Raw genomic sequence first — 13,521 nt, forward strand, 5'->3', positions numbered from 1 at the left:
GCGTCAGACGAGGTGGGCCGGGAGGCCGACGGGCAGGATAAATCGGAACTCGGCCCCGCCCCGGGGGCCCCTTCCGACGGTGATGGTGCCGCCGTGGGCCTCGACGACGCCTTTGACGATGTAGAGGCCGAGTCCGGTGCCGCCGCGCTTGCTGCCCCGCCAGAAGCGGGTGAAGACGCGGTTCATCGACTCCTCGGGGATGCCGGGGCCCTCGTCGCTCACGGTGACCTCCGTCCCTTCTTCTCCGTCGTCGCGTCCGGTGGCGGGTGCCACGTCGATGGTGACGGTTCCCTCGCCGTGGCGCACCGCGTTTTCCAGCAGGTTGCCGAGGATCTGGTCGATCTTGTCGGGGTCGGCCCAGAGCGGGGGCAGCTCGGGCCTGATCCGTACGAAGAAGCGGTCCGGGGACTGGCCCGCCGTGGTGTGGACCTGGACGTGGCGGCCGACGGCGGCGGCGATGTCGACGGGCTGGCGGCGCACTTCGAGGCGGCCGGAGTCGATCCGGGAGATGTCGAGGAGTTCGGCGATGAGCCGTTTGATGCGGCCCGCGTCGGCGTCGACGGTCTCCAGCATCAGACGCTTCTGGTCGTCGCTGAACCGTTCCCACTTGCCGAGGAGGGTCGCGGTGAAGCCCTTGACGGAGGTGAGCGGGGAGCGCAGTTCGTGGGCGACGGTGGCGATGAGCTCGGCGTGGCTGCGTTCGGTGCGGCGGCGGGCCTCGGTGCCCCTCAGACAGACCACGACCCGGCGGACGGGGCCGGTGGGGTGCTCGCGGACGTACCGGGCGGAGACGAGGACCTCACGGCCGCCGGGCAGCAGCAGATTGCGCTCGGGCTGGCCGCTGCGGGTGGCGAGTCCGCCGTAGGGGTCGGTCAGGGTCCACCAGCGGCGGCCCTTGAGGTCTTCGAGGGGCAGCGCCAGGTCGAGGGGGAGGCCGAGGGCCCGGTGGGCGGGGACGGCGGTGATGCGGCCCGCGGCGGCGTTGAAGCAGACGACGCGGCCGGTCTCGTCGGCGACGACGAGACCGTCGGGCAGGTCGTCGGGGCGGATGCCGGGGAAGCCGGTGTCGCCGGGTGGCCGCCGGTCCGGGTGGCCGGGCGGTTCCGGGGAGTGCCGGACGGCGCTCCGTGTCTGTGCGGGACCGTCCGTGCCGACCGTCATTCCCGTTTCCCACCCCTCCGCGCGACCGCTGTGGGCCCCGAGTCGGTCACTCTACTGGGCGCGGGAGGCGGAGCGGAGCCCTCAGGGAGAGGTTCGGGGGCGCTGGGCGCGGGCGGAGGCGTAGAGGCAGACGGCGGCGGCGGTGGCGAGGTTGAGGCTCTCGGCCTTGCCGTGGATCGGGACGCGGACGACGGCGTCGGCGAGGGCGCGGGTCTCCTCGGGGAGTCCCCAGGCCTCGTTCCCGAAGATCCAGGCGGTGGGGCCGCCCATGGTGCCCGCGTCGAGTTCGTCGTCGAGGTCGTCCTGGCCCGCTCCGTCGGCGGCGAGGACGCGCACGCCGGCGGCCCGGAGTCCGGCGACGGCCTGCTCGACGGGGACGCCGACGGCGACCGGCAGGTGGAAGAGCGAGCCGACGGAGGCCCGTACGGACTTGGGGTTGTAGAGGTCCACGGAGGCGTCGGTGAGGACGACGGCGTCGGCTCCGGCGGCGTCGGCGCAGCGCAGCACCGTGCCCGCGTTCCCGGGGTCGCGTACGTGGGCGAGGACGGCGACCAGCTTGGGGCGGGCCGCGACGATCTCCTCGAAGGGCGAGTCGAGGAAGCGGCAGACGCCGACGAGTCCCTGCGGGGTGACGGTCTGGGAGACCTCGGCGAGGACGGCGTCGGAGGCGTGGTGGACGCGGGCGCCCGCCTCGTGGGCGGCGTCGACGATGGCGGCGTACCGTCCGGCGGCCTCGACGGTGGTGAAGAGTTCGACGAGCGTGGGCTCTCCGCCGGGACCCCGGTGCTCGACGGCCTCGCGGACGGCCTGCGGGCCCTCGGCGATGAAGAGGCGGTCCTTGCCCCGGAAGGCGCGCTTGGCGAGCCGCCGGGCGGCGACGACGCGCGGGGAACGCGGGGAGATCAGCTCGGGGGTGACCATGGGGTGCGGCGGTTCTCTCTTCGGGGCCGGACGGCTGCGGGCCGGGCGGGCGGTACGGGCGTCGGACCCGCTGGTACGGGGCTCGGCGCCCGGCGGACGGGGCCCGGCGGGGAGGTCTCCCGGCGGGCCGGGGCCCTCAGAGGGCGGAAGCACCCGGACCCGCAGGCGCGGGCGCGCCTGCGGGTCCGGGCAGAAGTACTGCGGCCTGGAAGATCAGGCAGCGGCCTTCGGGGCGTTGACGTCGGCCGGGAGGGCCTTCTGCGCGACCTCGACCAGCGCGGCGAACGCGTTGCTGTCGTTGACGGCCAGCTCGGCGAGGATCTTGCGGTCCACCTCGATGTTGGCGGCGTTCAGACCCTGGATGAGGCGGTTGTACGTCATGCCGTTCTGGCGGGCGGCGGCGTTGATGCGCTGGATCCACAGCCGACGGAAGTCGCCCTTGCGCTTCTTGCGGTCGTTGTAGTTGTAGACCAGCGAGTGGGTGACCTGCTCCTTGGCCTTGCGGTACAGGCGCGAGCGCTGACCGCGGTAGCCGGAGGCCGCCTCGAGGATCGCCCGGCGCTTCTTGTGGGCGTTGACTGCCCGCTTGACGCGTGCCACTTGTTAACTCCTTGTAGCGGGGTCGTGGGTGTCCTCACACGACCCGGAAAACGGATGGAACCCGGTCTCGGCCGGATGCCCTCGTCGCCGAGGGCGGGAGATCAACTCAGATGCCCAGCATCTTCTTGATCTTGGCGGCGTCACCCGGGGCCATCTCGGCGTTGCCGGAGAGGCGACGCGTCAGCTTGGACGACTTGTGCTCGAGCAGGTGGCGCTTGCCGGCGCGCTCGCGCAGGATCTTGCCGGAGCCGGTGACCTTGAAGCGCTTCTTGGCACCGGAGTGCGTCTTGTTCTTCGGCATCGCGCCGTATCTCCTCGTCAGTGGCGCTCCCCCACGGTGCGGGCACCTTTGTCGGGGAGCGTCAATTCTTCGTGTGGTGGTTCCGGGCGGGGCCCGGGGCTGCCTGGATGGCAGCCCCTCGGGTCACGCCTCGGGGGTCTCGGCCGGGGTCTCGACAGAGGTCTCGGCCGGGGCTTCGGCGACGACCGGGGCTTCGGCGGCGGGGGCCGTCTCCTCGGTGGAGGCCGTCTCGTCGGCGGTGACGCCCTGGCGCTCGGCCTTGCGTGCGGCCTGGGCCTCACGCGCCTCGGCCATGGCCTCGGTCTTCTTCTTGTGCGGACCGAGAACCATGATCATGTTCCGGCCGTCCTGCTTCGGGTTGGACTCGATGAAGCCAAGCTCCTCGACGTCCGACGCCAGCCGCTGCAGCAGCCGGAATCCAAGCTCGGGGCGGGACTGCTCACGACCACGGAACATGATCGTGATCTTGACCTTGTCGCCCTGCTTGAGGAACCGGACGACGTGACCCTTCTTGGTGTCGTAGTCGTGCGGGTCGATCTTCGGCCGGAGCTTCATCTCCTTGATGACCGTGTGCGCCTGGTTCTTGCGCGCCTCACGGGCCTTCATGGCCGACTCGTACTTGAACTTCCCGTAGTCCATGAGCTTGCACACGGGCGGACGGGCGGTCGCCGCTACCTCGACCAGGTCGAGGTCGTACTCCTGTGCGAGCTCCAGGGCCTTGGCAAGCGGAACAATCCCGACCTGCTCGCCGCTGGGTCCGACAAGTCGCACCTCGGGAACGCGAATCCTGTCGTTGATGCGGGGCTCGGCGCTGATGGATCCTCCTCGGTAGCACCACGCGACCGCCTGGCGGACGGACACGCAACGTCTGTTTCTGAGACCACCCGGGCCGGAACATGAAAAAAGCCCCGGACGGGACACAAGCGGGGCTCCATGGAAAACCGGAGCACCGCCGCGATCAACCGCGGGGCGCACATCGGGCGGCTCCATCGTCCGTACGGAACGATGGGCACCACCTGACCGGTGACCCGCCACCCGTGAGGGTGGTCAGGTGGGAGAGCGGAGCCTCCACTTGTGGGCCGGGCACACACGTGTCCGGCCGGTCGTTACACAAGGTTAGCAGGACCCGGGGGTCAGCGCTAACCGAGGACCGGCATATCGTATGAGGCATGAGCGAGACGCCCCAGAACGAGTCCCCGGACTCCCCGGACTCCCCCGACTTCGAAGCCATGACCCGTGACATCGCGGAGGTACCCGCGGTCGAGGTCATCGTGACCGTCGCCGTCAACCTGATGAGCGCCGCCGCGGTGAAGCTCGGGCTCACCGAGGAGGGCGACAAGTACAAGGACCTCGACGAGGCCCGCAAGCTGGTGCACGCCCTCGCCGGTCTGCTCGACGCGGGTGCGACGGAGGTCTCCTCCTTCCACGCCGCTCCCCTGCGGGACGGTCTGAAGTCGCTCCAGCTCGCCTTCCGCGAGGCCTCCCTGGTCCCGGACGAGCCGGGCCAGGGTCCGGGCGAGAAGTACACCGGGCCGGTGTACGGCTAGGTCGTCCTCCGTCTTCCTTCCGGTCGGGGCCGGAGACGTCCCGCTCAGGGCGTCTCCGGCCCCTTGACGTGGAGGGGCTCGCCCGGCGGGGTGGCCGAGGCGGGCAGCAGCGCCAGGTCGAGGCCCCGCACCAGGCGGGCCCGCAGGGTGTCGTCGGCGGCCAGGGCGCGGGCCACCCGCTGGGCGGCCTCGGCGGGCGGGCCGTCCCCGGCCAGGACCAGGGCGAGCGTCCCGTCGGCGGCGCCGGGCCCCAGATGCGCGCGGAGCACGGCGGGCTCGGCGGCGACCACGGCCCGGACCGCCTCCCGTACGGCGGGGTCGGCGAGCGGGTCGGTGCTGGAGCGCCCTTCGGCGAGCGCGAGCAGCGCCGGGCCCGTCACCTGGTAGGGCACGGGTCCCGCGAGGTCCAGGACGAGGGTGTCCGCCTTCTCGTGCGCGAGCGCCTGGAGCGCCTGGCGGAGCGGGACGGCCACGGGCCGGGCCGCCGGGTCCCACAGGGCGAGCGAGGCGGTGGAGGTGAAGGCGGGGAGCGCGCGCCGGTCGCCCGCCGTGAGGGTGGGGACGGCCATGTCGCTGGTCTTCTCGCGGCGCAGACCGTTCTCGTCGGTCTCGACCTCGCCGAGGACGGCGACGACGGGGACGAGGAGCCGGGCGTCCCCGAGTGCTTCCAGGACCGGGCCGTGGGCGGTCCTGTCCTGGGCCCAGGCCGCGAGGGCCTCGGTGAGCCTCGGGTCGGCGGTGCCGTCGTCGTCGGAGAAACCGGGGTCCGGAATGTTCTTGAGCGCCACGGAACGAGCCTAACGGGCGGGGCGGGGCGTCCCGCCCGCCGGGGTACGGCCGCCGACCCCGGGTCACCGTCCTCGGGTCGCCGTCCCCGGACGGTCGGCCTCGGGTGGTCGGCCTCGGGTGGTCGGCTTCGGGTGGTCGGCTTCGGGTGGTCGGCTTCGGGTGGTCGGCTTCAGGCCGATGTCCTCAGGTCTTCGTGCGGCCGGTGCGGCGCAGCACCACGGCGGTCAGGAGCAGGAGGGCGCCGAGGCCCCCGGCCAGCGGGGCGAGCGGACCGACCGGGTCGCCCTCCTCGGCGGCGGGCAGCGGTCCCGGGCCGAAGTGGCGGCCCGGATAGCCGGCGGTCACGGCCTTGGGGTCGCCGCCCTCGATCTTCGCGCCCGCGGTGATGGCGGCGGCCGGGTCGACGGTCCCGTACCCCTTGGCGTCGCTCCGGCCGCCCTTCGGCCGGTCCCGGGCCGTGTCGACGAGCAGGCGTTTGATCTGTGCCGGGGTGAGGTCGGGGTGGGCGGCGCGGACGAGGGCGACGGCGCCGGAGACGAACGCGGCGGCGGCGCTGGTGCCCCAGCCCTCGTAGTAGCGCTGGTCGGGGTCCGCGATGGCGATGTCCACGCCGGGGGCGCTGACGGTGGCGTACCAGCGGCGGGTGGAGAAGGAGGCGTGGGTGCCGTAGCGGTCGACGGCGGTGACGGCGATGACGCCGGGGTAGGCGGCCGGGTAGGAGACGTGGTCGCCCTTCTCGCCGCCGTTGCCCGCGGAGGCGACGACGGAGACGCCCTTGGCCAGGGCGTACTGCACGGCGGCGTCCTCGCCCGCGTCGGCGTGGGCGGACTCGGAGTCGTCGCCGAGGGAGAGGTTGATGACGTCGGCGCCGTGGTCGGCGGCCCAGCGGATGCCTTCGGCCAGGGCGGTGCCCCGGGTCTTGCGGGCCTTGTCGCGGGCCTTGTCGGTGCCTTCGAGGATGACCCGTACGGGCAGGATCCTGACCTCGGGGGCGATGCCGAGGACTCCGTCCCCGCCGCCGGGGCCGTGTCCGTGACCGGCGATGATGCCCGCCATGGCGGTGCCGTGCCGGGCCCAGGCGCGGTCGCCCCGGGAGGCGCCGAAGCCGACCAGGTCGTGGCCGGGCAGTACCGAGCCGGTCAGGTCGGGGTGTTCGGCGTCGACCCCGGTGTCGAGGACGGCGACGGTGATGCCCTCGCCCTTCGTGGTGCGCCAGGCCTCCTCGGTGTGGAGGGCTTCGAGCCCCCACTGACGGGCCCGGATGGAGTCGGCGTACGCGGGCGTGGTCAGGGCGGGCAGGACGCAGCAGGCGGCGGCGAGCAGGACGGCGGGGGCGCGGAGGCGGGCGGCTCGGGTCACCGGGCGTTCTCCTTCGCCGCGGCGGTGGCGGTGGTGCGCAGCAGCTTCCCGAGGCGGAGGGCGATTCCCTTGGCCTCGTGGCCGAGGCCGGACTGGGCGGTGGCGTCGGTGCGGCCCGGGGCCATGGCATCGGCGGCGGACCGGGGTCGGGCGACGGGGCGGCCGTCGGCGAAGCCGGAGACGGCGGTGACGACGACGGGGAGGTCCCCGGGGGCGTTCAGCCACCAGCTGGCGCGCTGGGCGGCGCCGAAGCGGGCCGCGACGGTGCCGGGGCCGGAGAGGGCGGGCGGGACGTCCTGGCCGAGGCGGGCGGTGAGGCCGGGGCCGAGGGCGCGCTGCGCGGCGGGCTCCGCGCGGGTGAAGACGAGGCCGACGGTGATGACGCCGCTGGCGGTGGCGTCGGTGTAGGTGGCGCGCAGCACCCGCTCGCAGCCGAGCGGCTGGAGGGTGGCGAGCAGGCCCCGGGCGAGGACGGCGGGCGAGCAGGGGGCGTCCGGGGCGACGACGATCCTGGTCCAGGTACGGGCGGAGCCGCCGGGTCCGGCGCCGGGTCCGGTGAGGGTGCGGGGGAAGAGGGTGTCCACCGGGGCGTTGTGCCACAGCTCCTTGGCCTCGGCGTATCCGGCCGGTTCGGCGGGGGCGCCGGGTTCGGCGGCGGCGAGCCAGGTCCCGGCGAGGGCCCCGCCGATGAGCCCGACGCCGAGCACCGCGCAGACGACGACCGCGACGGTCCGCCCGGTCTTCCGCTCCCGCAGGGGGGTGGGGGCGAGGTAGGTGGGGGTGCTGGGGGACACGTGACTGCTGGGGGCTACGGGGGTGCCGTGAGCTGGGTGAGTGTCGTGGTTGCTGTGGTTGCTGTGGCTGGCGTGGACTTCGGGACCGGTGGGACCGGTGGGACCGGTGGGCGTTCCGTGGCTGGTGGGTGTTCCGTGGCTGGTGCGACCCGAGTGGTCTGTGTGGGGGCCGTGGCCGTTGTGAGTCCCGAGAGAAGCGTCCTGGCCGTGTCCGTACGGGAAAAGGGACGGGCGCCCGGGAAGGACGGGACCGGGCACGGGCAGGGGCCGGGGCGCGGCGGGGGCCGGGATCGCACCGGACGAGGGCGGGGAGGGCCGCGCGGCCCGGGGCACGGCGGGCGCGGGACCGGAAGGCCCTGAGATCCGGGAGGGCGCGGCGCCGGAGGCCCCGGCGGGCGCGGGGGGCTGCGGGACGAAAGGCGCGGTGTCGGGCCGGGGCGGGACGACGGGCCGTACGGGCGCGGGGCCGACCCTCGGGTCGCCCGCCTCGACGGCCGCGCCGGTGCCGGGCCGTACGGGCGCGGGGGCGCCGCCACCCGGAGCGGGGCGACCGACGGCGGGGGGCCGCGCCGGGGCGGGGCCGACCGGTGCCCTCAGGGGTGCGGGGGGCGGAGGCGTCTGTCCCGGGGGCGGACCGGCCGGGGGCTTCGTGGTGGCGCCGCCCCCGGGAGCCGGTGCCGGGGGCGAGCCCGGAGAGGTCCGGGCCGGGACGGAGCCGGTCACAGCCCTCGTCGGGGCGGAGCCGGGGGAAGTCTGCGCCGGAGCGGGGCCTGAGGGAGCCCGCGTCGCGGTGGTGCCGGGGGCAGTTCGTGTCGGGGACGGGCTCGGGGCCGCCTGCGCCGGGGGCTTCGCCGGGGCGGGGCGCGCGGGTCCCGGGGCCGGGCGCGTGGGGCCGGGGGGCTTCGTCCGGGCGTCCGGGGCCGTCGGGCGTTCGACGGGGCGGATCGCGCGGAGCCGGGCGGTCGTCTCCGGGTCGGCCGGTTCCGGGGCGGGGAGCAGCGCGTCCGTGATGCGGGAGGGCGTGGGGCGGTGCTCGCCGGTCATGCCCGTCCCCCTGCTGGTGTCGACAATGCCCGTCACTCTACGGGCTGTTCCCCCTGGTGCGGGAACCCAGGGGCTACCCACCCGTAAACCTGTCTGGCAAGCTCGGGCCATGACTCCCCGTGCCGCCGACCGGGCCCGCTACGACCGGGCCACCGCTCATCTCGACGCGCCCGTGGCGATCGTCGATCTGGAGGCCTTCGACGCGAACGCGGAGGACCTCGTACGACGGGCCGGTGGCAAGCCGGTCCGGGTGGCGAGCAAGTCCGTGCGGTGCCGGGCGCTGCTGGAGCGGGTGCTCGCGCGGGAGGGTTTCGCGGGGATCATGTCGTTCACCCTGGACGAGTCGCTGTGGCTGGCCCGCGCCGGTTTCGAGGACGTGCTGCTCGCGTACCCGTCGGCGGACCGGGCGGGTTTCGGGGAGCTGGCGCGCGATCCGAAACTGGCCGCCGCCGTGACCGTGATGGTCGACGACGTGGCGCAGCTCGATCTGGTCGACGCGTCCCGGGCGGGCGGCGCGGAGGAGGTCCGGGTCTGTCTGGAGCTGGACACCGCGCTGAGCCTGCTGGGCGGCCGGATCAGGGTCGGGGCCCGTCGTTCCCCGCTGCGGGAGCCCGCCGAACTGGCGGAGCTGGCCCGTTCGGTGGTCCGGCGGCCGGGTTTCCGGCTGGTCGGGATCATGGCGTACGAGGGGCATGTGGCGGGCGTCGGGGACGCGGTCGCGGGGCGTCCGCTGCGGTCGCGGGCGATCCGGCTGATGCAGTCGGCGGCGCGGCGGGAGCTGGCGGAGCGCCGGGCGGCGGTGGTGCGGGCCGTGCGGGCGGTGGCGCCGGACCTGGAGTTCGTGAACGGCGGCGGCACGGGCAGTGTGCAGCACACGGCGGCGGAGGACGCGGTGACGGAGATCGCGGCGGGTTCGGGGCTGTTCGTGCCGAGGCTGTTCGACAACTACACCTCGTTCAGCGGGCGTCCGGCGGCGCTCTTCGCGCAGCCCGTGGTGCGGCGGCCGGGCGTCGGGGTGGTGACCGTCCTCGGGGGCGGCTATCCGGCGTCCGGGGTGGCGGGGGCCGACCGGCTGCCGGTGCCGTATCTGCCGGAGGGGCTGCGCTACGACCCGCAGGAGGGGCCGGGCGAGGTGCAGACGCCGCTGCTCGGTTCGCCCGCGGACGATCTGCGGATCGGCGACAAGGTGTGGTTCCGGCACGCGAAGGCCGGTGAGCTGTGCGAGCGGTTCGACAGTCTGCGGCTCGTGGAGGGCGACCGGGTCACGGCGACCGTTCCGACGTACCGGGGCGAGGGCCGCACGTTCCTCTAGGGACCCGGTCGTCCGGAGGCCGGTCCTCCAGGGACCGGTCCGGCCGCCGGGTGTCCGGCGGCCGGTGGGGCTGGTGGGTCCGGTGGGGCTAGAGCGGTGTCACGTACGCGCCGGAGAGGCCGCCGTCCACGAGGAAGTCGCTCGCGTTGACGAAGGAGGAGTCGTCGCTCGCGAGGAAGGCGACGGCGGCGGCGATCTCCTCCGGCTCGGCGAAGCGGCCGACGGGGATGTGGACGAGGCGCCGGGCGGCGCGCTCGGGGTCCTTGGCGAACAGTTCCTGGAGCAGGGGCGTGTTGACGGGTCCCGGGCAGAGGGCGTTGACGCGGATGCCCTCGCGGGCGAACTGGACGCCGAGTTCGCGGGACATGGCGAGGACGCCGCCCTTGGAGGCGGTGTAGGAGATCTGGCTGGTGGCCGCTCCCATGAGCGCGACGAAGGAGGCGGTGTTGATGATGGAGCCCTTGCCCTGGCGGCGCATGTAGGGGAGGGCCGCCTTGCAGCAGAGGTAGACGGAGGTGAGGTTGACGTCCTGGACGCGCTTCCACGCCTCCAGGCCGGTCTCCAGGATGGAGTCGTCGTCGGGGGGCGAGATGCCCGCGTTGTTGAAGGCGACGTCGACGGAGCCGTAGGTCTCGAAGGCGGTCCTGAACAGGGCTTCGACCTGTTCGGGGTCGGTGACGTCGACCTGGACGAAGAGGCCTCCGACCTCTTCGGCGGCGGCCTTGCCCGCCGTCTCGTCGATGTCGCCGCAGACGACGTGGGCGCCTTCGGAGGCGAGTCGGCGGGCGGTGGCCAGGCCGATGCCGCTGCCCGCGCCGGTGATGACGGCGGTACGGCCGGCCAGACGGCGGCAGATGATCTCTTCGGTGGTCATGCGGGTCAGGCCTCCGTGCTGATGAAGACGTTCTTGGTTTCGGTGAAGGCGGTCAGGGCGTCGGGGCCGAGTTCGCGGCCGAGGCCGGACTGCTGGTAGCCGCCGAACGGGGTCCAGTAGCGGACGCTGGAGTGGGAGTTGACGGAGAGGTTCCCGGCCCGGACGGCGCGGGAGACGCGCAGGGCGCGGCCGACGTCCCGGGTCCAGATCGAGCCGGAGAGGCCGTACTCGGTGGCGTTGGCGAGGCGGACCGCGTCGGCCTCGTCGTCGAAGGGGAGGACGACGGCGACGGGTCCGAAGATCTCCTCCACGGCGTGGGGGGCGTCGGCGGGCACGTCGGTGAGGACGGTCGGCGGGAACCAGAAGCCGGGGCCCTCGGGGGCCTTGCCCCGGATGCCGGGGAGGGCGTCGGGGACGTAGGAGCGGACGCGGTCGAGCTGGGCGCGGGAGATGAGCGGGCCCATCTGGGTGCGTTCGTCGGCGGGGTCGCCGACGACGATCTCCTCGATCGCGGGGGCGAGGAGGGCGAGGAAGCGGTCGTGGACGCTCCGCTCGACCAGGATGCGGGTGCGGGCGCAGCAGTCCTGGCCGCTGTTGTCGAGGAAGGACATCGGGGCCGCGGCGGCGGCGGCTTCCAGGTCGGCGTCGGCGAAGACGATGTTGGGGCTCTTGCCGCCGAGTTCGAGGGTGAGCCGTTTCACCTGGTCGGCGCAGGCGGCCATGAGGGACTTGCCGACCTTGGTGGAGCCGGTGAAGACGATCTTGGCGACGCCGGGGTGGGTGACGAGGGCGTGGCCGGTGACGGGGCCGTGGCCGGGGAGGACCTGGAAGAGCCCTTCGGGGAGGCCCGCCTCCAGGGCGAGTCCGGCGAGGCGGAGCGCGGTGAGCGGGGTGGTCTCGGCGGGCTTGAGGAGGACGGCGTTGCCCGCGGCGAGGGCGGGGGCGGTGGCCCAGGCGGCGATCGGCATGGGGAAGTTCCAGGGCGCGATGACGCCGACGACCCCGAGGGGTTCGAGGATCGTGATGTCGAGGCCGCCCGCGACCGGGATCTGGCGTCCGTTGAGGCGCTCCACTCCCCCGGCGGCGTAGTCGAGCAGGTCGCGGACGTTGCCGGCCTCCCAGCGGGCGTTGCCGATGGTGTGTCCCGCCTCGGCGACTTCGAGGCGGGCGAGTTCCTCGACGTGTCCGTCGACGACGGCGGCGAAGCGCCGGAGCAGCCGGGCGCGGTCGGCGGGGGCGGCGGCGGCCCAGCCGCGTTGGGCGGCGACGGCCCGCGCGACGGCGGCGTCGACGTCGGCGGGGGTGGCGGCGGGGACGGTGGCGACCGTCTCCTCGGTCGCCGGGTTCAGTACCTGGAGCACTGCGTTCCTCTCCGGTGTCACGGGTGCGTTCCTCACAGGCGTTCGAAGGAGCGGCGGAGTTCCCAGTCGGTCACGGCGGCGTCGAAGGCGTCGAGTTCGACGCGGGCCATGGTGCGGTAGTGGTCGACGACCTCGTCGCCGAAGGCGGCCTTGGCGATCTCGCTGGTCTCCCAGAGTTCGGCGGCCTCGCGCAGGGTGCGGGGGACGTGCGCGTAGTCGGCGGTGTAGGCGTTGCCGGTGCAGGGCGGGGGGAGTTCGAGGCGCCGCTCGATGCCGTGGAGTCCGGCGGCGACCAGTCCGGCGACGGCGAGGTAGGGGTTGACGTCGCCGCCGGGCAGCCGGTTCTCGAAACGGGTGGAGCGGCCGTGGCCGACGATCCGGAGCGAGCAGGTGCGGTTGTCGTGGCCCCAGGCGACGGCGGTGGGCGCGAAGGAGCCGGGCTGGAACCGCTTGTAGGAGTTGATGTTGGGGGCGTAGAGGAGGGAGAAGTCGCGGAGGGCGGCGAGCTGTCCGGCGAGGAAGTGGCGCATGGTCGCGGACATGCCGTGTTCGTCGTCCCCGGCCATGACGTTGTCGCCGTCGGCGTCCTGGAGGGAGAGGTGGATGTGGCAGGAGTTGCCCTCGCGCTCGTTGTACTTCGCCATGAAGGTGAGCGAGTGGCCCTCCTGGGCGGCGATCTCCTTGGCGCCCGTCTTGTAGACGGCGTGCTGGTCGCAGGTGACGAGGGCCTCGTCGTACTTGAAGGCGATCTCGTGCTGGCCGGGGTTGCACTCGCCCTTGGCGGACTCGACGGTGAGTCCGGCGCCGGTCATCTCGTTGCGGATGCGGCGCAGGAGGGGCTCGACGCGGCCGGTGCCGAGGACGGAATAGTCGATGTTGTACTGGTTCGCGGGGGTGAGGCCCCGGTAGTTCGCGTCCCAGGCCTCTTCGTAGCTGTCCCTGAAGACGATGAACTCGAGTTCGGTGCCGACGTGGGCGGTGAGTCCGTGTTCCGCGAGGCGCTCCAGCTGGCGGCGGAGGATCTGGCGGGGGGCGGCGACGACGGGGGTGCCGTCGCTCCAGGCGAGGTCCGCGGTCACCATGGCGGTGGCGTCGTTCCAGGGGAGGCGGCGGAGGGTGGTGAGGTCGGGGCGCATCGCGAAGTCGCCGTAGCCGCGGTCCCAGGAGGACATGGCGTAGCCGTCGACGGTGTTCATCTCGGTGTCGACGGCGAGGAGGTAGTTGCAGCCCTCGGTGCCGTGGTCGAGCACCTCGCCCAGGAAGAAAGGGGCGGCGAACCGCTTGCCCTGGAGGCGTCCCTGCATGTCGGGGAAGGCCAGGACCACGGTGTCGATCTCGCCGCTCGCGACGAGGGCCCTGAGCTCCTCGACGCCGAGCGGGGGTGTGCGGTCTGCCACGGGATTGCTCCTCCTTCGGCCTGCCGGAAGCCATAAGGTATTGGGTGAGACCATTGCTTGG

At 73.7% G+C, this 13,521-nt stretch carries 13 protein-coding genes; 2 read left to right on the forward strand and 11 right to left on the reverse strand.

What is annotated here, in order from left to right:
* Positions 1 to 3: 3 nt before the first annotated feature.
* From ACFXGN_RS16410 to infC, 5 genes are all read right to left on the reverse strand, one after another.
* Positions 4 to 1,161, reverse strand: coding sequence for an ATP-binding protein (locus ACFXGN_RS16410; protein ID WP_384859054.1), 1,158 nt, complete (start codon positions 1,159 to 1,161; stop codon positions 4 to 6).
* An 81-nt stretch (positions 1,162 to 1,242) separates the two neighbouring features.
* Positions 1,243 to 2,082 (reverse strand): TrmH family RNA methyltransferase, encoded by an 840-nt coding sequence (locus ACFXGN_RS16415; RefSeq protein WP_384859057.1) that lies wholly within the window; start codon positions 2,080 to 2,082, stop codon positions 1,243 to 1,245.
* Positions 2,083 to 2,295: 213 nt separating this feature from the next.
* The gene (gene rplT, locus ACFXGN_RS16420) at positions 2,296 to 2,682 is read right to left on the reverse strand and encodes a 50S ribosomal protein L20 (RefSeq protein WP_187622715.1); all 387 of its coding nucleotides are present in this window, start codon (positions 2,680 to 2,682) and stop codon (positions 2,296 to 2,298) included.
* 106 nt (positions 2,683 to 2,788) lie between these two features.
* Positions 2,789 to 2,983, reverse strand: a complete 195-nt coding sequence (rpmI, locus tag ACFXGN_RS16425; protein WP_366442398.1) for a 50S ribosomal protein L35 — start codon at positions 2,981 to 2,983, stop codon at positions 2,789 to 2,791.
* Positions 2,984 to 3,106: 123 nt separating this feature from the next.
* On the reverse strand, positions 3,107 to 3,844 hold the full coding sequence (infC, locus tag ACFXGN_RS16430) for a translation initiation factor IF-3 (protein WP_366442397.1): 738 nt from the start codon (positions 3,842 to 3,844) through the stop codon (positions 3,107 to 3,109).
* A 308-nt stretch (positions 3,845 to 4,152) separates the two neighbouring features.
* On the opposite strand from infC, the gene ACFXGN_RS16435 reads away from it, so the two are divergent.
* Entirely contained in the window at positions 4,153 to 4,530 is a 378-nt protein-coding gene (locus ACFXGN_RS16435; protein WP_384859060.1) for a DUF1844 domain-containing protein, read from the forward strand.
* A 44-nt stretch (positions 4,531 to 4,574) separates the two neighbouring features.
* On the opposite strand, the gene ACFXGN_RS16440 is transcribed toward ACFXGN_RS16435, so the two are convergent.
* From ACFXGN_RS16440 to ACFXGN_RS16450, 3 genes are all read right to left on the reverse strand, one after another.
* Positions 4,575 to 5,318, reverse strand: a complete 744-nt coding sequence (locus ACFXGN_RS16440) for an SseB family protein (protein ID WP_384859062.1) — start codon at positions 5,316 to 5,318, stop codon at positions 4,575 to 4,577.
* A 184-nt stretch (positions 5,319 to 5,502) separates the two neighbouring features.
* Positions 5,503 to 6,678, reverse strand: coding sequence for a type VII secretion-associated serine protease mycosin (mycP, locus tag ACFXGN_RS16445; RefSeq protein ID WP_384859064.1), 1,176 nt, complete (start codon positions 6,676 to 6,678; stop codon positions 5,503 to 5,505).
* A complete protein-coding gene (locus ACFXGN_RS16450; RefSeq protein WP_384859067.1) occupies positions 6,675 to 7,472 on the reverse strand; it encodes a hypothetical protein in 798 nt (265 codons plus the stop codon). Before ACFXGN_RS16450 ends, mycP begins: the two co-directional genes overlap by 4 nt.
* A gap of 1,153 nt (positions 7,473 to 8,625) precedes the next feature.
* On the opposite strand from ACFXGN_RS16450, the gene ACFXGN_RS16455 reads away from it, so the two are divergent.
* The gene (locus ACFXGN_RS16455; protein WP_351792171.1) at positions 8,626 to 9,828 is read left to right on the forward strand and encodes an amino acid deaminase/aldolase; all 1,203 of its coding nucleotides are present in this window, start codon (positions 8,626 to 8,628) and stop codon (positions 9,826 to 9,828) included.
* Between the two features lie 88 nt (positions 9,829 to 9,916).
* On the opposite strand, the gene ACFXGN_RS16460 is transcribed toward ACFXGN_RS16455, so the two are convergent.
* Genes ACFXGN_RS16460 through ACFXGN_RS16470 form a run of 3 tightly spaced genes read right to left on the reverse strand, consistent with a single transcriptional unit; the run spans position 9,917 to position 13,460 of the window.
* The gene (locus tag ACFXGN_RS16460) at positions 9,917 to 10,702 is read right to left on the reverse strand and encodes a 3-oxoacyl-ACP reductase (protein WP_384859069.1); all 786 of its coding nucleotides are present in this window, start codon (positions 10,700 to 10,702) and stop codon (positions 9,917 to 9,919) included.
* Positions 10,703 to 10,707: 5 nt separating this feature from the next.
* On the reverse strand, positions 10,708 to 12,063 hold the full coding sequence (locus ACFXGN_RS16465; RefSeq protein ID WP_384859071.1) for an aldehyde dehydrogenase family protein: 1,356 nt from the start codon (positions 12,061 to 12,063) through the stop codon (positions 10,708 to 10,710).
* A 32-nt stretch (positions 12,064 to 12,095) separates the two neighbouring features.
* Positions 12,096 to 13,460, reverse strand: coding sequence for a glutamine synthetase family protein (locus ACFXGN_RS16470; RefSeq protein ID WP_384859074.1), 1,365 nt, complete (start codon positions 13,458 to 13,460; stop codon positions 12,096 to 12,098).
* Positions 13,461 to 13,521 lie beyond the last annotated feature (61 nt).

The organism is Streptomyces sp. NPDC059247, from assembly GCF_042754005.1.
Classification (GTDB): domain Bacteria; phylum Actinomycetota; class Actinomycetes; order Streptomycetales; family Streptomycetaceae; genus Streptomyces.

Bases quoted from the DNA above. Each gene is read 5' to 3' on its own strand.
- ACFXGN_RS16410 (WP_384859054.1), bottom strand. From the start codon at position 1,161: ATGACGGTCGGCACGGACGGTCCCGCACAGACACGGAGCGCCGTCCGG.
- ACFXGN_RS16415 (WP_384859057.1), bottom strand. From the start codon at position 2,082: ATGGTCACCCCCGAGCTGATCTCCCCGCGTTCCCCGCGCGTCGTCGCC.
- rpmI (WP_366442398.1), bottom strand. From the start codon at position 2,983: ATGCCGAAGAACAAGACGCACTCCGGTGCCAAGAAGCGCTTCAAGGTC.
- ACFXGN_RS16435 (WP_384859060.1), top strand. From the start codon at position 4,153: ATGAGCGAGACGCCCCAGAACGAGTCCCCGGACTCCCCGGACTCCCCC.
- ACFXGN_RS16455 (WP_351792171.1), top strand. From the start codon at position 8,626: ATGACTCCCCGTGCCGCCGACCGGGCCCGCTACGACCGGGCCACCGCT.
- ACFXGN_RS16460 (WP_384859069.1), bottom strand. From the start codon at position 10,702: ATGACCACCGAAGAGATCATCTGCCGCCGTCTGGCCGGCCGTACCGCC.